The sequence below is a fragment of the Flavobacterium sasangense DSM 21067 genome, from assembly GCF_000686885.1.
Lineage (GTDB): Bacteria > Bacteroidota > Bacteroidia > Flavobacteriales > Flavobacteriaceae > Flavobacterium > Flavobacterium sasangense.
In genome coordinates this window covers 1-21447 of sequence record NZ_JMLU01000037.1, presented here as the reverse complement: position 1 = coordinate 21447, position 21447 = coordinate 1, and the positions used below count along the sequence as shown (strand labels likewise).

Annotated in this window: 14 protein-coding genes; all 14 read left to right on the top strand. The window is 31.6% G+C overall.

Going from position 1 to position 21447, the window contains the following annotated elements:
• The first annotated feature begins 357 nt into the window (after positions 1-357).
• The 14 genes from BP92_RS0112690 (at position 358) to BP92_RS0112625 (ending at position 21138) form a co-directional block, all read left to right on the top strand.
• Positions 358-1575 (top strand): site-specific integrase, encoded by a 1218-nt coding sequence (locus BP92_RS0112690; RefSeq protein ID WP_026724923.1) that lies wholly within the window; start codon positions 358-360, stop codon positions 1573-1575.
• A 332-nt stretch (positions 1576-1907) separates the two neighbouring features.
• Complete coding sequence (locus tag BP92_RS0112685; protein ID WP_051604387.1) at positions 1908-2810, top strand: hypothetical protein; 903 nt, start codon at positions 1908-1910, stop codon at positions 2808-2810.
• 89 nt (positions 2811-2899) lie between these two features.
• Complete coding sequence (locus BP92_RS0112680; RefSeq protein ID WP_026726392.1) at positions 2900-3181, top strand: helix-turn-helix domain-containing protein; 282 nt, start codon at positions 2900-2902, stop codon at positions 3179-3181.
• Between the two features lie 97 nt (positions 3182-3278).
• Complete coding sequence (locus BP92_RS16325; RefSeq protein WP_035693461.1) at positions 3279-5471, top strand: VapE domain-containing protein; 2193 nt, start codon at positions 3279-3281, stop codon at positions 5469-5471.
• A gap of 397 nt (positions 5472-5868) precedes the next feature.
• Entirely contained in the window at positions 5869-7332 is a 1464-nt protein-coding gene (locus tag BP92_RS0112670; RefSeq protein ID WP_026726391.1) for a class I SAM-dependent DNA methyltransferase, read from the top strand.
• Between the two features lie 5 nt (positions 7333-7337).
• Positions 7338-8528, top strand: coding sequence for a restriction endonuclease subunit S (locus tag BP92_RS16320; RefSeq protein WP_051604478.1), 1191 nt, complete (start codon positions 7338-7340; stop codon positions 8526-8528).
• 16 nt (positions 8529-8544) lie between these two features.
• Positions 8545-9468, top strand: a complete 924-nt coding sequence (locus tag BP92_RS0112660) for an endonuclease NucS domain-containing protein (protein WP_026726390.1) — start codon at positions 8545-8547, stop codon at positions 9466-9468.
• A gap of 2 nt (positions 9469-9470) precedes the next feature.
• On the top strand, positions 9471-11828 hold the full coding sequence (gene hsdR, locus BP92_RS0112655; RefSeq protein ID WP_035693459.1) for an EcoAI/FtnUII family type I restriction enzme subunit R: 2358 nt from the start codon (positions 9471-9473) through the stop codon (positions 11826-11828).
• A 128-nt stretch (positions 11829-11956) separates the two neighbouring features.
• Entirely contained in the window at positions 11957-15601 is a 3645-nt protein-coding gene (locus tag BP92_RS17505; RefSeq protein ID WP_026726388.1) for a DEAD/DEAH box helicase, read from the top strand.
• Between the two features lie 3 nt (positions 15602-15604).
• Positions 15605-16288 carry a hypothetical protein gene (locus tag BP92_RS0112645; protein ID WP_026726387.1) on the top strand — a complete coding sequence of 228 codons (684 nt, stop codon included), beginning with the start codon at positions 15605-15607 and terminating at the stop codon, positions 16286-16288.
• Positions 16285-16836 carry a hypothetical protein gene (locus BP92_RS0112640; RefSeq protein ID WP_026726386.1) on the top strand — a complete coding sequence of 184 codons (552 nt, stop codon included), beginning with the start codon at positions 16285-16287 and terminating at the stop codon, positions 16834-16836. Before BP92_RS0112645 ends, BP92_RS0112640 begins: the two co-directional genes overlap by 4 nt.
• Before the next feature lie 248 nt (positions 16837-17084).
• Positions 17085-18038 (top strand): AAA family ATPase, encoded by a 954-nt coding sequence (locus BP92_RS0112635; RefSeq protein WP_026726385.1) that lies wholly within the window; start codon positions 17085-17087, stop codon positions 18036-18038.
• Between the two features lie 6 nt (positions 18039-18044).
• Positions 18045-20525: a S8 family peptidase gene (locus BP92_RS0112630; RefSeq protein WP_026726384.1), complete on the top strand. Its 2481-nt coding sequence runs from the start codon at positions 18045-18047 to the stop codon at positions 20523-20525.
• Positions 20526-20694: 169 nt separating this feature from the next.
• Positions 20695-21138 carry a hypothetical protein gene (locus BP92_RS0112625; protein WP_026726383.1) on the top strand — a complete coding sequence of 148 codons (444 nt, stop codon included), beginning with the start codon at positions 20695-20697 and terminating at the stop codon, positions 21136-21138.
• Positions 21139-21447: the final 309 nt, after the last annotated feature.

Here is a 21447-nt window from a genome sequence, read left to right as displayed (position 1 = left end):
GGCTTGCTCTCAGTGGCGTTGAATCAACACCAATCCATCACAAATATAACAAAACATTCCATTCAGCAGCGGATTTTCCGTAGGAAAATCCGGAAGTAGCCATTGAAGCAAACCGCTGTTATCTCTATAATAATTCTGCAAGTACCCTTTTGCACTTAAAGTACTGTATTTATTGACTTTATAAAAAATACTAAAGCAAATTTAAGCATAAAAAAGCATCAAAATACTTGATTTGTTGTACCAATTGTTGTACCTTAGTACTCCGTTGCACTAGAATGAAACACTAGTAAAATCAATACTTTCACTCGTTTGCACCGCTTTACAAATATAGTACAACATTTCTAATATTCTATAATTATGGCATCTATAAAATTAATACTACGCACCAATCAGAAAGATCAAACAGGTAAAAGCCCTTTGTACATTAGAATTATAAAAGATAGAAAAACGAAATTTATCACTGCCGGACTCAAGCTTAAAGAAAGTGATTGGGATGAAGCAAAGCAGAGAGTTAAGAAAAGCTATCCTAATAGCGCGCGAATGAATGCTGCACTTGCTCAAAAAATTGCCGATGCGGAAGGACAAATTGCCGACATGGAACGAAAAGTAAAAACCGTTTCCATTAAAAAACTAAAAGAAGCCATAAAAGGAAAAGAAGTACCAAATTTCTTCGAGTATTCCAGAAAACATTGTGAACGAATCAGAAACAACGTTTCCATTTCAACCTATAAAAATTATCATGCCTATTTAGATAAGTTCGAAAAATGGGTAGGAACCAAGGAGGTTTATTTTGATGACATTACAGTTTCATTATTAATGGACTATATGAGTTATCTAAGCAACGAACTAAAAAACGGAAATACAACACAACGTTATTCCATTATGATATTAGCAATTATGTTCAAAGAAGCTATCAAAGAAGATTTAATTCCTGAATATATGTATCCGTTTAGTAAGTTGAAATTAAAGAAAGACCCAAGCAGAAGACAGTTTTTAAAGAAAGAGCAATTCGAGGCGATTATCAATTATAAACTAGATGAAAAATCAAAAGCGAGTGTATATCGCGATATGTTTATCTTTTCAATTTTCGCAGGAGGATTACGATTCAGTGATGTATTAGAATTTCAAGTCAAACACTTCAATGAAGAAGAAAGAAGAATACAAAAAGTAATTCGCAAAACAGGAAGAATGCATCAGTTTAAAATTGGTCAGTTAGCATTAGACATTATCAATAAATACAAAAAGGAAAATGCAGAACAAGATGACTTTATATTCCCTGTAATCACAAATAAAGAGCTCTATTTAAAGAATGATGAATACCGTTATACTTTTATAGAAAGTGCCAATAAAGCAGCTAATTTTCAATTACAGCGCATAGCAAAGAAATTAGAAATTCCAGTAAAAGTAACATTTCATATAAGCCGCCATACCTTTGCAACCAATGCTTTAAACAACGGAATGCGAATAGAGCACGTTTCAAAACTAATGGACCACCGAGATATCAGCACAACCCAAGTATATGCTAAAATCATTTCAGAAGAATTAGACAAAGCGGTTGACAACTACATCTACTAAAACAGAACGAGAGTAATTACTTCAAAAAATTACTCTCGTTTTCTTTTTCGAAGGTAAATTTTATGCTTTTTTACTCTCGAAATCCAAAACCCTAGCAAATACAAGCCCTCGCAATTTTGTTAAAAACTTGTACGAAAACCAACGCAAACAGGTGCTGAATTTGTTCTAATTTTAGGCATCCCAAATAGTAAAAAACTTCCAAAATCATATTGAAAATTACTTGAAGTATACCTGAACTTCAAGCAACTATATCATTTCAAGTCGTGACATTGGAAAAAGTGTAACCAAATAACAAATAATGAACAAATTTAACACCGGCAAAAAACGTGAACTTGAAAGGGCAAAACATCAAAAAATCATTATTCTCAGAATGGAGAACCATCGACACAGCACAAAGTGCAGCTTCTATTTTTGACATTACGCACGACCAGGAACCCACACTGGAAAACTATTGTATTGCTTTACTCGAAAAAGTATTTACAATTCCACAATCCCAACTACCCGAATTCATAAACTACCAACTCCAACTTGCCCAAGACGGTAACACTTGGTTAAACAAATTCGAAAAATTATTAGCCAACAATGAAGAACTATTCTTTAGCCAAAAGGCATTGAGTAGATTTAATAAATTGTACAACATCATCGAGAAAAAACGGACAGAGCTGCAATCTTCGAGCGTAAAAGAAACCAAACAATTAACTCCAAAAAGGTTAATCAATGCCGAATCGGAAGATCGTTATTTTTCATTTTTTGAAATCAAACATCAGGTTGAAAAAATGGAATCGTTCAATGATCAAATCTTGTTTTTAAACGAAGAAATTTTCGAATACAAACAAGCCGACATCATTTCAATCAACAACAAGCTGCAAGCTTATGACCAGCAATGCGTTCAATTCATTGAAAAATTACAAACCCTTCGCAAAATGCGTTCAGAAATTGAGAAGGAAAAAGAACTAGAACTGGAGAAAAAACTAACAACTAAAAAACTGAAATTCAACGGAAATCTAAACCAATTAGTAGACATATTCTACCAACTAAGTCGCGAATTATTTGTAGATGGAAAATCATTTATTGATGCTTCTAATGGCGAAATCGTAAATATGATCGTCAATAATTTCATCGATAAGGATAACAACGAAATAAGTCCCCAAACAGTCGAAACCATCCTCAAACCATCACGAGGCGATAAACGACCAAAGACCCACAAACGAATAGACCTCGACAACTTACTCTAAAAAATAATAGTCCCTTGGGACCCGATTGGGACTAAGGGACTTTTTTTTACTTCACAATTTTGCTCCATAAACTTTTAAAAACTACGAAAATGGAAGCAATTATTTTAACAAAAGACCAGTACAACGACTTAATGGCAAAATTAGATGCAATTCAAAGCCAACTAAACGCCAAGCCAGACCCAAAGAAAGAAACCTTCTTAGACAATCAAGAGTTCATCATGCTCATGAAAATCTCCAAACGCACAGCACAAACCTGGAGAGACGAAGGCAAAATCTCATTCAGTCAAGTAGGAAGCAAAATCTACTACAAACTTTCTGACGTTGAAAAACTACTACAAGAACACTACAACAAATCATTCAAAGGAAAATAGTATGAAACAGTGCAACGGAACATGTGAGGTATGTGACTGTAAAACAGGAACAACCACTAAGACTTTTCACTAATCACTAATCACTTTTCACTCAAACATGATAACAATCTTCAAAAACTTCAACGAAGTAATAGAACACAAAACAATCCCCGAAATCCTGCACGAAATCAAAACAGGAAAGTACAGACCAGGGATAACCTATTTGCGTAAATCATTAGCCGAAAACAAACTAGAAGCCTATGAAAAAGCCAAAAAATCATTACCTGCATTCACACCTTCAGGAAAATTTGTAGGTGGAAGAAAAATGGAATTTCTGGAAGCATACTCCAATTTCATTATCCTAGACATCGATAAATTAAGTCAAACCGATTTACAAAACGCAAAACATAAAGCCAATCAATCCGAATACACCTATTCAAGTTTCATAAGTCCATCAGGCAATGGATTAAAGATTTTAGTAAAAGTAAACACCACAAAAGAAGACCACAAAGAAACCTTTTTAGCCATCCAAAAACACTATGAAACCCTATTAAACCATGAAATAGACAAATCCGGAAAAGACATAACTAGACTATGTTTCTACTCATTCGACGATAACCTCTATCAAAACGAAGCTGCAAAAACATTTGTCACAAAAGAGCAAAATGAAATGCTGTCATCCCGAGCGGAGTCGAGGGGCGAGATGAGTTTGAGCGGAACAGTCTCAAACCAATCTAGTCACACTGAGCCTGTCGAAGTGCGACAAACCGACAACCAACAACCGACAACACAAAACAGCGAAGCCATCTACAACCACTGCATCCGCTTCACCGAAAAAAAAGTGCAATACGCGACAGGTAGCCGAAACGTATTCGTACACCAACTCGCGTGCAACCTAAACCGAAAAGGCATATCATTAAACGAAGCTCTAAGCTTCATACTAACAGACTTTGGCTATGACGAAAAAGAAGTAACACAAACCGTTCACAGCGCCTACGGAAACATTCACGAATTTGGCAAAGATGAAAACTTTGAAAAGAACAGAAACACTAAAAACAACATAAAAAAATCAGACAATCAAAACCTGTCACCTCGAGCGGAGTCGAGAGGCGACTTCTATGAAGACGACGACGAAGACAAACCAAAACCAACACAAATAGACCGCTTAGAACTATTCCTATCAACAAGATATGTATTTCGGCACAACATGGTTTCTGGAAAGTTAGAGTTTCAATATTTCGGTAAAAAGAAATGGCACGTAATGAACGACTTCATAGAAAACTCAATGCTTCGCGAATGTTTAAAAGGAAGAATCAAAACAAACCTTTCTTCTTTGCGAAACCTATTGTATTCCGATTTCTGTGAATTATACAATCCATTCGAAGATTACTTCTATAATTTACCATCGTATGATGAAAAAACAGACTATATTTTAGAATTGGCAAACACCATAACCACTACAAAACAAGAACTTTGGCAAGAGTGTTTTAGGAAATGGATGGTAGCAATGGTAGGTTGTGTATTGGATGACAAAGTAATCAATCACACCGTAATTGTATTCAGTGGAAAACAAGGATTAGGAAAAACCACTTGGGTAGAAAAACTAGTACCTAGAAAATTAAAAGAGTATTTGTTCTCTGGAACCATAAACCCAAACAACAAAGACACTTTAGTGCAGCTTTCAGAATGTATGTTAATCAACCTGGACGAATTAGAAAACCTAAACCGTTCCGAAATTGGAAGCTTAAAAGAAATCATCACAAAGACACAAATCAGAATGAGAAAAGCCTACGGACACAACAACGAAACCATGCCAAGACGCGCATCATTTGCCGGAAGTGTCAACACAGCACAATTCTTAAACGACAGTACAGGTAGCAGAAGATTCCTTTGTTTTGAAGTAGAAAACATCCAATACCAACACGAAATCAATATTGACAATGTATTATCACAAGCCTTGTATTTATTTAAAACAGGATTCAGACATTGGTTCGACCAAGAAGAAATCAAAAACATCACCGAAAACAACGAACAATACCAACTACGAAGCCCAGAAGAAGAATTGCTTTTAACATGGTTTGAACCTTGTGATAGAGAAAATGCCACTCATTACCTAAACGCCTCACAAATAGCAGCAAAACTAGCCGAAAGAGCAAAAATCACTATTAACGACGGAACAATAAACAAAATCGGAAAAGCTTTAAAAAAACACAATTTCACAAGACTAATGCGAAAAGGAAGTCCAGTCTACGCAGTAAAAGAATTTACCTACGAAGAAGTAGATCAAACCAACCGACAATCCGAAATATAAACTCAAAAAAATCAAAAGTGGTAAACGCAAGTTGCCACTTTTTTTTCTGTCAACTGACCACCGAAAACTGAACACTAAAAAAAGGGTGTAAGGGGTGTAACCAAATTTCCACACAAACATTTTTTGTTTTTTTACTTTTCAAATTTTCTAGCAACATCAGCACAATCAAAAGCAAATCAATAAACTGTAACGTGAAGTTTGCACCCAATTCCTCAAATAAATCCGTTTTTTTTATTTCTGAAAAAATAAAAATCTTTTACACGTTTTTTCCCTACACCCTACACCCTGCATAATTTTGCTTTATTTTTCATCATTTTTAACGGAAATACGGTTTTCCTCATTTTTCTTTCTAACGCTTTTCACTATATTTACCAATTAATAAACTTACAAAAATACAATGGCCAATTTCGAGCAAACATTCAAAAACATTGACGACTTACTATATAAAGATTCAGGAGCAGATTCAGAAATCGATTACATCGAGCAAACCTCTTGGGTATTGTTTTTAAGATACTTAGATAGTTTTGACAAAAACCGAGAAGACGAAGCCATACTAGAAGGAAAAAACTATACACCAATCCTAGAACCAAAATTCCAATGGGAAAATTGGGCAGCTCCTAAAAATGAAAAAGGGGAAATCGACATCCACAAAGCACTAATCGGACCCGATTTAGTGAAATTTGTAGAATTCGAATTATTCCCATACCTAGCAAGTTTCAAAGAAAAACACATCGATAATCCAAAAACCATCGAATATAAAATTGGTGAAATCTTCTCCGAGCTGAGTAACAAAATCAAATCGGGGTATAACATGCGTGAAATCATCAACATGGTCGACGGTTTACCATTTGGAACCAGTGTAGACAAACACGAACTATCGCATTTGTATGAAACCAAGATTAAAAACATGGGCAATGCCGGTCGTAATGGTGGACAATATTATACACCACGACCATTGATTCGTGCGATGATAAAAGTAATGAACCCGAAAATTGGAGAAAAAATATACGATCCTGCCTGTGGTTCTGCAGGTTTCTTGTGTGAAGCGTACGAGTATTTATATGAAAAAATGGAAAAAACAGCTGCCAATTTAGAGCAGTTGCAAGACAATACTTTCTTCGGAAAAGAAAAGAAAAACTTAGCCTATATCATTGGAACGATGAACATGATTTTGCATGGCATCGAAGCACCAAACATTGTGCACACCAATACCCTTGGCGAAAACATACGCGACATTCAAGAAAAAGACCGTTACGATATTATCTTGGCTAATCCACCATTTGGCGGAAAAGAACGTATCGAGGTGCAACAAAACTTCGACATCAAAACAGGAGAAACAGCCTTCTTGTTCATGCAACATTTTATTAAGTCATTAAAAGCTGGCGGTCGTGCAGCGGTAGTCATTAAAAACACGTTTTTAAGTAATACCGATAATGCTTCAGTAGCTTTACGCCAACACTTATTAGAAACCTGTAATTTACACACCATTCTCGACATGCCTCAAGGAACGTTCTTAGGGGCAGGAGTTAAAACAGTAGTGTTGTTTTTTACCAAAGGCGAACCCACAAAAAACATTTGGTACTATCAGTTTGATGCCGGTAGAAACATGGGAAAAACCAACCCTTTAAACGATAACGATTTAAAAGAGTTTATAGACTTACTAGCTACAAAACCCGAAACCGAAAAATCTTGGAATGTCACACTGAGCGAAGTCGAAGTGTCTAATTACGACTTATCCGTTAAAAACCCCAACAAACCAGAAGAAGCACCTCTACGTGAACCTGCATTAATCTTAGAAGAAATGCAAACCTTAGATGAGGAAACGAATGAGATTTTAGGAACTTTAAATGAGTTGGTTTAAATAAAATGGAACAAAAACTTATGAAAAAAGGTTGGAAAATTGAATTATTAAAAAATTCATGTAAAGTTTTTGACGATGGTAATTGGATTGAAAGTAAAGATCAATCCCCATCTGGCATAAGATTGGTACAAACAGGAAATATTGGTTTTGGTTTTTTTAAAGATAAAGAGGATAAATCTAGATTTATTTCTGAAGAAACATTTGTTAGATTGAAATGTACTGAGATTTTACCTGGTGATTTATTAGTTTCTAGATTACCTGACCCTGTTGGTAAATCTTGTATAATACCTGATTTAAAAATTAAAATGATAACAGGAGTTGATTGTACAATAATTAGAACTAAAGATTTTTTAAAACCTGAATTTTTGAGATATTTTCAAATGTCAAATAGTTATTTGAAAGATGTTGATGCGAGAGTTACAGGAACTACACGAAGTAGAATAAGTAGAAAAAACCTTGGTTTGGTAGAAATCCCAATCCCACCTCTCGAAGAACAAAAAACCATAGTAGCCAAACTCGACCAAGCTTTTGCAGCCATAGACCAAGCCAAAGCCAACATCGAAAAAAACATCGCCAACGCGAAAGAGTTGTTTCAATCAAAATTAAATCAAATTTTTTCTGAAAAAGGTGAGGGTTGGGTGGAAAAGAAAATAAAAGATGTTGCATTAGTAACTGCTGGTCAATCTCCCGAAGGCAAATATTATAATGATAAAGGAATTGGATTACCATTTTATCAAGGAAAAAAAGAATTTACCGAAAAACTCATTGGTGAACCAAAAGTTTGGACAGAAAAAATTACGAAAGAAGCTTTAGAAGGTGATGTTTTAATGTCAGTTCGAGCTCCGGTTGGTCCTATAAATTTTGCAACTCAAAAATGCTGTATAGGAAGAGGATTAGCATCTATTAGAGTTAAAGAAAATTTTGATAAAGATTTTTTATTTTTTTATTTTAAAAATATTGAAAATCAATTAACAGGGAACAGTGGTGCTGTATTTAATTCAATAAATAAAAATCAAATAGAGCAAATTCAAATTTTTTATCCAAACATAATTGAACAAAGGAATATAGTGTCAAGGTTAGTTAATTTACAAGAACAAACCAATTTATTAGTAACCAAATATCAACAAAAACTAAAAAACCTAGATGAGTTGAAGAAAAGTATTTTAGAGAAAGCGTTTAAAGGGGAGTTAGTTTAATTATTATTTAAAACAGATGAAGAACTATTATAGAGTAATATTAGGTGCTAAAAGTAAATTTGCAAAAGAATGTTATGACAATGGTTTCATAGGAGCTGATTATGGTATAAATCAAGATTTAACCAACGAACTAACAGATAATTGGCGTGATTTTAATGAAAAATTTCGTGATATTTGGTTACAATCTCATCCTGATAAAACTAAAGTTGCTGCAGGTTTAGCATGCGGAATGTTATGGACAATATCGAAAGGATATCAAATTGGTGATATCGTTCTTTGTCCTGATGGTAATGGTAATTATTATGTCGGAGAAGTAGCCTCAAGTTATAGCTATCATCCAAGTGAAAACTTGCAACATCGTAGACAGGTAAAATGGTATCCTATTTTGATTGAAAGAGCTGCAATGTCTCAGTCATTGAAAAATTCTACAGGATCAACAGGTACATCTGCAAACATTACTCAATATGCTGATGAAATAGAAAGTTTAATTGGTAATATTAACAAACCTGTAATTATATCGACAGATAGTACAATTGAAGATACAACTTCATTTGTATTAGAAAAGCATCTAGAAGATTTTCTAGTTCAAAACTGGAAATCAACGGAACTAGGTAAGAAATATGATATTTATGAAGAAGACGGTGAATTAATAGGACAACAATTTCCAAGTGATACTGGTCCATTAGACATATTAGCAATCAGTAAAGATAAAAAAGAACTTTTGGTGGTCGAATTAAAAAAAGGTAGAGTAAGTGATAATGTGGTAGGACAAATTCAGCGATATATGGGGTTTGTAAAAGAAGAACTAGCCGAACCAGGACAAAAAGTTAAAGGTGTAATAATAGGTTTAGAAGACGATATTAGAATAAAAAGAGCTTTATCAGTTACACAAAATATAGAGTTTTATAAGTATAAAATAAGTTTCAAATTAATCAAGTAAAAATGAGAAACGAATCCGAAACCCGTGCCGAATTAATTGACCCACACTTGCAACAACAAGGTTGGGCAATTGTTCCTGAAAGTAGAATTCGCAGAGAATATCCCATTACAAAAGGGCGCCTTATTGGAAATGGCAAGCGTGCCATGCCTGATAAAGCAGATTATATTTTGCAATTCAATAATCGTAATGTAGCCGTTTTAGAAGCAAAAGCAGAAGGCAGCTACTATACCGAAGGATTGGCACAAGCTAAAGATTACGCTACTCGTTTAAATTTGAGATATGCTATTTGTACTAATGGTGTAAAATATTACATGGCAGACCTTCAAGGAAATGAAGGCGACATTACAGAAGTACCTACTCCAGAACAGTTATGGGAAAAGTTGTATGCAGTAGAACAAAAGAAAAACCAAGAAGCCTTTAATTGGGAACAACGCTTTTTTAATGTACCCTTCGAAACCAAAGGAGGAAGTTGGGAACTACGATATTACCAACAAAATGCCATCAATAAAGTATTAAAAGCGGTCGCAAACGACCAAAAGAAAATATTAATCACATTAGCAACCGGTACAGGTAAAACAGCCGTAGCTTTTCAAATTGCATGGAAATTATTCCAAGCCAAATGGAACATCAACAAAGATGGAATCCGTAGTCCAAGAATTTTATTCCTTGCCGATAGAAACATTTTAGCTGACCAAGCCTTTAATGCTTTCGGTGCTTTTGAAGATGATGCCTTAGTTCGTATCAAACCTTCAGAAATTAGTAAAAAAGGAAAAGTACCAACAAACGGAAGTATCTTTTTTACCATTTTCCAAACCTTCATGTCAGGAGAAGAACCAAATTTCGGTCAATATCCAAAAGACTTCTTCGACTTTATTATTGTAGACGAATGTCACCGTGGTGGTGCTAATGACGAAAGTACCTGGAGAGCTATTTTAGAATATTTTGAACCTGCAACCCAATTAGGATTAACAGCTACACCAAAACGCGATGTAAACGGCGATACCTATAAATACTTTGGCGAACCCGTTTCAGTGTATTCATTAAAAGAAGGAATCAACGATGGTTTCTTAACACCATTCCGAGTAAAACAAATTCAAACCAATATCGATGAATACCAATTCACTTCAGATGATGATGTAATATCAGGAATGGTCGAAGAAGGAAGAGAATATACAGAAAGCGATTTCAACAAAATCATAACAATAAAAGCCAGAGAAGAATACCGAGTTAAGGAATTTTTGAAAATGATCAATCAAAATCAAAAAACCTTAGTCTTCTGTGCTACACAAGACCATGCTTTAGCGGTAAGAGATTTAATCAACCAACACTGCGAAAGTAAAAACCCTAATTATTGTCAAAGAGTAACAGCAAACGATGGTGAAATTGGAGAAAAACATTTAAGAGATTTCCAAGACAATGAAAAATCGATACCTACAATCCTTACAACATCACAAAAGTTAAGTACAGGTGTAGATGCTCCCGAAATTCGCAATATTGTTTTAATGCGACCGGTTAACTCTATGATTGAGTTCAAGCAAATTGTAGGGCGTGGTACGCGTTTGTTCGAGGGTAAAGATTACTTCACTATTTACGATTTTGTAAAAGCCTACAAACATTTCAATGACCCAGCTTGGGATGGCGAACCAATAGAACCAGAACCAAAAGAACCTAGAGGCCCATTAAAAGAATGTTCAGTTTGCGGTCAAAAACCATGCATTTGTCCAAAACCAGATAAAGAGCCATGTGAAATGTGCGGCTATATCGATTGCCGATGCGACAATCAAAAAGAAATAATCGAAGTAGTATTATCAGATGGAAAAGTACGTCAGTTACAATCTATGACAACTACTACTTTTTGGAGTCCAGATGGTAAACCCATTACAGCAACAGAATTCTTAAAAACACTATACGGTTCAATTCCTGATTTATTCAATTCAGAAGAAGATTTAAAAACACAATGGAGTGTTCCGGCAACTAGAAAAAGTTTGTTAGAACGACTTTCTGAAAAAGGATTTACAAAAGAGCAACTGTCAGAGTTTCAAAAAATACTGCATGCAGAAAACAGTGACATATACGACGTATTATCTTATGTAGCATACCAATCAGAAATTCTGGAAAGAGAACAAAGAGCTGCTAAAATGAGAGAACATTTCAAAGAGTTAAATGCCAACCACCAAGAATTTTTAGAATTTGTATTAAACCAATACATACTAAACGGCGTTTACGAACTAGACGATGAAAAATTAGGAACATTCCTTCAACTAAAATATAAAACAATCGCTGATGCAAAACCAATCCTTGGAGATTTAAAAACCATCAGAAATAATTTTATAGAGTTTCAAAAGTATTTGTATACATAAATGTTTTAGCTAGTTGAACATATAAATAAAATTTAATTTATTGCTTAATATGTAAAATAGTTTATTGAGAGGAATTTAATTTTTTTTAAAGTGAAGATTTTTGAAATAGATAAAAATAAAACTTAACTATGATAATATTAAAAGGTGCATACTTCATAGATGAAATAAATGAATTTATTTTAGAACATATTAGTGCAGAAGAGTTGAAAGATTTCTTTGAAAAAAATTCTACTTTTTCTTTAAAAAATATGCCAAAGTATATAGATTTTGATAAAGTAAACCCATTATTAAAAGTAGCTTGGAATATTATAAACAGAGGAGAAAGTACAAGAGCTTCATTAAAAATTTCTTCATATCTAATTGAAAATATTTTTCCAGTAGAGAACAACATATTTTATTCATCTAATGAAGTTAAGTTAAGTAAATTTATTTTAAATGATTTTGATTCCAAAGATTTAAAATTGTTTTTAAATGAATTTCCTGTTTTAAATGAACAAACTGCATCCGAATTTGGCAAATCATTTTTTTTAATCTATAAACTACTAAAAAAAAGTATTCTGTTTGCCCAAATCCAAAAAACCATTTTATTATCATTGATGGCATTTGGAAACAACACAAAGTTTGATTTAAAAGAATTATCAACAGAAGATAAGAAAATAATATTTGACGATCTGAATAATCTTTTTATTGCTTTAAATGATTTAGTAGATGAATCAGAAGAAAAAATACAACTTTTAGATAATGAATCTGATCAAAATATTATTTCAATATCTTCCGAAAATAATGATGTAAATGGCATTATTCATAAGCCATTTATATATGAAGAAGATGTAAATCTTCACTTCTCAATTCTAACAGACAGAAGTATTAGATACAAGAAGTTAGGACAAATTAAAATATCTGAGATTGAGATTGAAAATGGTGAAAAAAAAGAAATTCATAATTTTGAATATGATGATTTAAAACAACAATATGCTTTAAAGTATTTTTTAAATAATATTTTTAGAAAATCAAAATTTAAACCAGGTCAAGAAGCAATAATTAATAGAGCACTAATTAATGAAGACGTTATCGGCCTTTTACCTACTGGTGGTGGTAAATCTTTGACATTTCAAATCTGTGGTATTTTACATCCTGGTGTAACTATTGTGGTAGATCCTATTAATTCTTTAATGAAAGATCAGTTTGATAAACTTATAGATAATGGTATTTCAAACACCGCTTATATAAATTCATTTGATAGTAAAGAAGAAAGAGAAGTTAAGCTCGAAAAATTAACTGATGGCAAATATCAATTCATTTTTGTTTCTCCTGAACGTTTTCAAATGGAAAACTTTAGAACATATTTATCAAATTGTAAAAATACAAATATATATTTTAGTTATGCAGTGATAGATGAGGCACATTGTGTATCTGAATGGGGCCATGATTTTAGACATGTATATTTGAATCTAGCAAAAAATCTTAAAAATCATTGTAGTACAAAAAAAGGTAAATTAACATTATTTGGATTAACTGCAACAGCTTCATTTGATGTTTTAGCTGATGTTCAAAGAGAATTAGATTTAAAGGAAGATGCAATTGTTAGTTTACCAGCAGAAGCAATAGATCGTAAAGAACTTAATTTTAACATTATTCCAATCAGTAGCAATGTAGAACAAGGTTTGGGCTATAACATTAGAGAAACACAACTAGGTTCATTAAAATACCCAATTATTAAAAAATTTATTACTGAACTACCTCATAAAATAAGTTTAGTAGAAAAAAAATATGGCTACTTAAATTCAAATAATAATTTCTTTGAAAAAATAAATGGTGAATATGAAAATGCAGGTGTCATTTTCTGTCCTACCAAATCGATTAAACTTCCTAATGGAGTTTTACATTTAACACATGGTAGAAACAATAATGGTAACGGTCTTTCTAAATTACCTTTTTTGGAAATTAGAACTTTTTTTGGTAGTGGTGACGATGACGTTGTGTTAGACAATGTTGTTGAAGAAAATGCTGAAAATTCATTTAAAAATCAAGATGACTTTATCAAAAATAAAGCAAATTTAATGATAGCTACAAAAGCTTTTGGTATGGGTATTGATAAACCTAACATTAGGTATACAATTCACTATTCATTTCCAAATTCTGTAGAAAGTTTTTACCAAGAAGCTGGTCGCGCTGGTCGTGATGGTAAACCCTCTCTATGTTCAATTGTTTATCATCCTGCTGATATTGAAACCAATTATGATTTTTATCAAAATGCTTTTAAAGGCATACAAAGGGAAAAAATAATAATGAATGAACTTTTAGATGAAGTAGAATATGAAGATGGTTTCTTTGTAAACGTTCTCAATAGACATGCTAAAGAAAAGTATCCAATAATTGGTACTATAAGTCTATGGAATGATAGATATCTTAATGTGTTTGGACCATATAATAGTAAAATAAGAATTGGTAAAATAGATCTTCATCATGATGATTTAAGACATTATGATAATTGGAGAGAAAATATTGATGAGAGCAAATCCACAGAAATTTTAAATTACATTCGTGAAATAATCAGAAAAGAATGTGATGGTAAAAATGCTTTAGATTGGCTTAAAACAAAGTCTGTTGATGGGATTAATAGTTTAATAGAGAGTGGATTAAAAGATGAATATAAATTAAAAATTGGTTTTACTAATAGTGCTGTATCTAAAATAAATGAAGTAATTAAGAGTGTTGGTTATGAAGATTTTGAAGAACGTATTATAAGAGCTGCTTATAATTTTAGTACAAACGAAACAGATTTTGTAGAAAGTTTAAGATATCAATATTATAAATTTCAAATCAATAAGTATGGTGTTGAAAAAAACAATTTCACACCTAATCCTGATACTATTGTCTTTTTAAAAGATAATTTTAATAAAATTAGAAATTCACAAGATACACAACGTGCTATATACAGATTAAACATCTTAGGTATAATTGATGATTATGTAATTGATTATGTAGGTAGGTTCATAGAAGTAAGATTTAGAGCTAAAAAGGAAAAAGAATACAAAACAAATTTTCAAAGTTATCTAAGAAGATATCTAGGTATAGAAACTTCCAAGAAATGGTTGAGTAAAATTTCTAGAATAAAAGAAAATTCAATTCTCAAAAAAGTATTATACACAATGATTGAATTTATTGAAAGTGAAATTTCAACTAAACGAAAAAGATCTATCGATTACATGAGAGAATTATGTGAAATATATCTATCTGATGGTGAAAGAGAATTTAGAGATAGAATGATTCGTTATTTTACTTCAAAATTCGCAAGAGCAGATTATTTACCCGCTGACACTGAAAAAGGAACCTTAGAAAATTGTGAAATTGTAAAGAAATACATTAACTACATAGACAATCCTCCTGATGGTCTTGGTGGTCAAATTGATAATGCTAAGCATTTAAGAGGTGCTTGCGAAAATTTACGAATAAACATGAAAGAAAATGCAAGTATTGATTTACTTACTTCATTTAGTCTTTTTGCATTAGAATTAAAAGAATTTGATTCAATTGAAATTATATCTGAAAAACCGTTGTTAGTTAAGGCAATAGATTTATACCGTTCAGGATTTAAAAGGATGCTTAAAATTGATACTTGGGATCAAGTAAAATCATTAATCGATCTTTTCAATGATAAAGTTTTAGATTTTAATTCTGAAATAGAGCCACTACTATTAGATTTATCTAATGAAATTTTAATTAGCAGAACAAACTATAAACTAAAAAACTTAATCGATAAAATTTGTTAAATTATGAAAACTGTATCTGAACTTCAAAATCAATTTGAAATATTAATTTCTGAATTAGAGCGATTAAAAAAAATAAATGAATTAGTTGAAGAAAATTCGAATATATCAACTTCTGTTTTGAAAGAATTTGGTTTGTTTATGGAACAATTAAATGAATTTAAAACTAAGATTGATACCGAAATAGAAGAAAAATTAAATTCATTTAGTTCGATAGAAAATAAATATATTCTTGCCCTGAATGAATTTAAAAAAGAGACAAAAAATCATATTGAAGAATTTGAAACTCTCAAAAATTTACTTTCAGAATCAAATAGTAATAGAATTGACGAAACAAGAAAAATATTACAAAAACAAACAGAAGACAATACTAAATTAATAAAAAATTCATTTGATAAACTAGAAAATGAGATACTACATAACTTCAAAGAATTTAATGCTATTAATCATAATATTAAAGAAAAAGTTATAAACATTCATACTGACATAAAAAAATCAAAAGAAGCAATTGAAAGTAGCTTTATTAATTTAGAAAATAGTTCAAGTAAAAATATAAATTCACTGATTGACTTACAGAAAAATACAATAACACAAAATGAAATGCTTAAAAAAGAACTAGATTTCAATAAAAAATTAAGTTTTGGAATTATTGTTTTAGTGATTATTTCAATTATAGTCTCGTTAATATGATATATTTCATAGTTTATTTTGGAATTGGAATTTTAGCAAATTTATTTGGCCCATTAGCCAAACACTTATCTATTGAACAAAAACACATTCTAACAGAAAATATAAACAAAAGTTGGTTTTATAAATACTCTTTAATTTTTGTATTGAGAATTCTTATGACAATCATTTATCCTTTGTTTTTTGTAAGTTATTATATTTTAAAAAGAAAACCTGAGAAACCTGTATCTATCCAGGATACCATAAATAGCAATGTAGTAAGAAGGTTTAGAGAGATTGGAAAATATAACAACACAGCTCCAACAGAAAAAATAAATGATGAAAAAGTTATTGAAATTTATCAATTGATATGTTCTTCATTTAAGAAAGCAAGTAATGAGAGAAACGAACGTATTCCCACAGATAATTTAAATACAATTGCAATAAAATTCTTCAATGTATACGAACAATTTGGAGAAGATTTCATGAAGGAACATTTAGAATTCGAATTAGAAAAATACAGAAAAGAAAGCTTACGTCCAGAATATCAAAAAGGAATATCTCTTTTTTAAAAACCATTAGTAAAATTACCTCATTCAGCTGCACAAAAATCGCTCCTAGCCTGTGCCGATAACTATCGGTATCCAAGTATTCCTAGCATCAATTCTTTGTTTGCTTCATTTCGTTAATTTCATTTTATATTACAAAACAAATTGTACAGATTAATTTATTTAAAGTCTGGTGCTATAAAAATGCTGTAGAAATAAGAAGAAAAACAATATTTTACTTTAAAAACAGCTTTTTTTATTACTTTTGCTTTATGGCAACAGCTGATCAAATAAAATCTTTACTACAATCTCATTATAAAAACGACAATGAGAGGTTTACTTCTATTGCACTTCAAGTAGCTGCGCATGAAGCGAGACAAGGTCACATGTCTATAGCAAAAGAGATAAAAGATTTGATTGATCGTGCAAAAACAGATGGTTTTAAAGTAATTAAGATTAATCCTGATTTAAGCGATTTAGTTTTAGTGTACTATCCTGAAAACAGATTAAATGAATTGATACTTTCCGATGAAGTTTCAAATAAATTAAATCGAATTATTAGAGAGTACAGAGAACGAGACAAAATTCTAAAGCATGGATTACAAAACCGTAGAAAAGTATTGTTGTCAGGACTTCCAGGAACAGGTAAAACCGCAACGGCTTCTGCCATTTCAGGAGAACTAAAATTACCTCTTTATGTGGTAATGATGGATAAATTAATGACCAAATATATGGGGGAAACAGCCTCAAAATTGAGACAGATTTTTGATATGATGGTTTCAAATAGAGGCGTATACTTGTTTGATGAGTTTGATGCTATTGGTGCTGAAAGAGGAAGAGATAATGAAGTTGGAGAAATGCGTAGAGTATTAAATTCTTTTCTTCAATTTATAGAACAAGATTCATCAGAAAGTATAATCTTTGGTGCTACAAACAACATTAAAATACTAGATTCGGCTTTATTTAGACGTTTTGACGATATTATTACATATTCTTTGCCTAACAAAGAAGAAATTGGAGAATTAATAAAATTGAAATTACACAAATTCCTTGGTGATTTCTCTCTGAAAACAGCTATTGATGCTGCAAATGGATTAAGTCATGCAGAAATAACAAATGCTTGTAATGATGCTCTTAAGGAAATCATTTTGACTGATAAAGATTTGGTAACTCAAAAGTTATTAGTACAAATGATGAAAGATAGAAAAACCAGTCATTTGATATAATAATTTATGAGCGAGGATTTTAAGCCACACCTTTTTATAAAAAACATCCATACTTCACAAAGTTTTACTACCCCTCAATCTGGCGGTGGTTCAAAAGTTAATTTACCTGATAGAAATAGAAACGAGCATGCTAATGCTTTACTGCATTCTTTATCCCAAATTTGGGATGCCTATGCACAAGAAGCAAGTTTGAGAGTAGAAAAAGGCTTACCTGTAAAAGATGGAGAATATTTAACCTTTAAAAGTGCTGAAAATAATAATTTAAAAATTGAATCATTAGATTCAAGTGGCGCTATTTTATTAAATGTCAATACAGATAAAGACACGAATCAACAAATAGCAACAGTTTATATCCCTGAAAATAAAAAGGAAAAACTTACTAAAAAAGTCGAAAATTACCGTAACGAAGATAAAAATGGTAAACCTCAAAATCAAGAACTTGTTGAAAAAATTGATGTAATTAGCAGAACATCTGTTGAGAATTTATGGAGTAGCCCAATTGAAAGTTTACCTCGATTAGAAGCAGTATGGTGTGAAATTTGGTTAGCTACTGAAGGATTAAATATAGAAACAATAATACCTAATTTAAAGGGAGTTTGTGCACTTTTTGATATTGAAATTTTAGAAAGTATTTTAAAGTTTCCTCAAAGATCAATATTAATTATTAAAGCGAATTATGCTCAGTTGAGTGAATTAATCACTTCATTCGGATTAATTGCAGAAATACGAAAAACAGAAGAGTTAAATAGTTTTTGGCTGAATCAAAACATAACTGAAAACAACGATTGGATTGAAGAGGCTTTAAATTTAGTAGATTTTACAAAAACTAATAATTTTATTTCAATTCTAGATTCAGGTATAAATAATGGACATAGACTTATTGAGCCTATTTTAGATGAAGTTAATAGACTTACAGTAGAACCAGGGTGGGGTGTAAATGATAGTATGGGACACGGAACGAGTATGGCAGGTATTGCAATTTATGGTAACTTGAATGCTATTCTTGAAAATAAAAAACCACTTGAAATTCATCATCAAATAGAATCAGTAAAAATTTTACATCCTAATTTGCCAAATGAACAAAATAAATACCCTTTAATTACTTTAGAAGCTGTTAATAGAGCTATTATTAACAATCCAAATGCAAAAAGGATTTTTTGTATGGCGGTTACTACTGATTTTCAGGTAGATTTTGGAAAACCTTCTGCATATTCTTCAGTTTTAGATAGTATTATTTTTGGAGAAGATATTAACGATAAAAAAATATTTCTAGTTAGCGCTGGTAATGTTCGAGGAGAACATAATTGGAAAAATTATCCAGTAAGTAATTTAAATCTTTCTGTTGAAAGTCCAGCACAATCATGGAATGCTATAAGTATAGGAGCTTATACTGAAAAAATATTACCTGATGCAGCAACTGTTGCAAATAAGTTTGAATTGTCACCATTCAGCACTACTTCAAGTTCTTGGGATTCTAATTGGCCAATAAAGCCAGAAGTTGTTTTTGAAGGAGGTAATTTAATTCGTCTAGAAAATGGTGATGTTGAAGGCCATGATGATTTAGAAGTATTAACAACATCAAGAAATTCTATTAGACATCATTTTACAACATTGAATGCAACAAGTGCAGCAACTGCATTTGCAGCTTATTTTCTAGCAAAACTCAGAGATTCATATCCAAATGCTTGGGAAGAAACTTTGAGAGCTTTAATGATTCACTCTGCAAGTTGGTCGGAAGAAATGATTGCTCAATTTCAAATCGACACTAATAAGGTCGGTGATGTATTAAGATTACTTAAAATTGTAGGTTATGGTATTCCTAATCTTCAAAAGGCTATAGAATGTAAATCGAATTATTTAACATTCATTTCTGAACAAATTATTAAACCCTATAAACTAGATGAAGGTGAAATAAAAACCAATGAAATCCATTATTATGAATTTCCTTGGCCTAAAGAAATTTTAGAAAGTCTTGGGGAAACAAATGTTACATTAAGAGTAACCTTATCATATTTCATTGAGCCAAATCCAGGGGATAGAGGTTATACAACTAAATATGCATATCAATCAACTGCTTTGAAATTCTCTCTAATAAATTCTGGTGAAGATTTTGATAATTTTAAAATAAGGACTAATAAAAAAAATCAAGACAATTTAAAAGAGAACTTAGGTGTAGATAAATTGGATTCAGGTGAATATGACAAAAATACAGGCAGTAGTAGATGGGCTCTTGGTGCTGATACTGTCTTTAAAGGATCGATACATAGTAATTATTGGAATGGTTCAGCCGTAGAAATAGCTTCATGCAATAAATTAGCAGTATTTCCATTAGCTTCTGGATGGTGGAAACAATTGAAAAAACAGGAGAAACATGATTCTGAGTTACGTTATTCTCTAATAGTATCTATAGAAACACCTGAAAATACGACTGATATTTATACACCAATAGCTACCCAAGTAGCTGTTGAGAATTTAATTGAATTATAATATTTCTTTTTATTTTAATTTATAATTGTATCAAAGTTGATTAATTATCTCATTCAGCTGCACAAAAATCGCTCCTAGTCCAAGTATTCCTAGCATCAATTCTTTGTTTGCTTCATTTCACTAATTTCAATTATATTTTTATCTTTAGGCTTAATTAATTTAATAATTTATGGAAATTGAAATTCTAATAACTGAAGACAGATACAATAACAATACTGGCTCATTCGGTTCTTCATTTGCCAAATTAATCAATAACGAATCTAGCTTAAAAAATTTAATAGAGGAAAATCCTAACGAAATTGCAACACTTATAAAGTATGAATTTAATGAAGGTATAGAACAAATAATTCCAAATCATCTGACCATTAATAAAGATTTGGCATTAAGATTAAGTTTGTTAGATAGCTTAGATTGTTCATGTTTAGAAGTAAAAACTACTTTAGGAGAAGTACTTAAAAAAATAATGATCGATAATTTCCAATTAGTGCTAACCAGAAAACATTGGCATGAGGTAGATAATCTGATACTTTACTTTGATGCGGTAGAATTTGGTTGTGTTGATGATTTTATTGATAAAAGAACAAAAAACAACAAATCTCAAAAAGTATCTTAAACAAAACGTTTTATTTTTTGTGCATATCAATAGATTAATAATTAGATAGGAACGCTTCGCTGAAGTAGTTTCACCCACCCAGTCCAACGCTCCCCACCGCACTAGTGGTATTTTGTGTGTTTTTAGCACTTGTTTTCCCCACAGTAAGTCAATAAAAAAAGGCATTTCGTTTTCCCAACCCCTCGCGCACAAAATGCCTTTTTTTATCCACTTACACCCAATCCAAAAAACAAACGCTAAAAACACACAAAAACCACTCCCAAGCTATTATTACATAATAAACCTTATAATTCATTCCCAACACCCCAC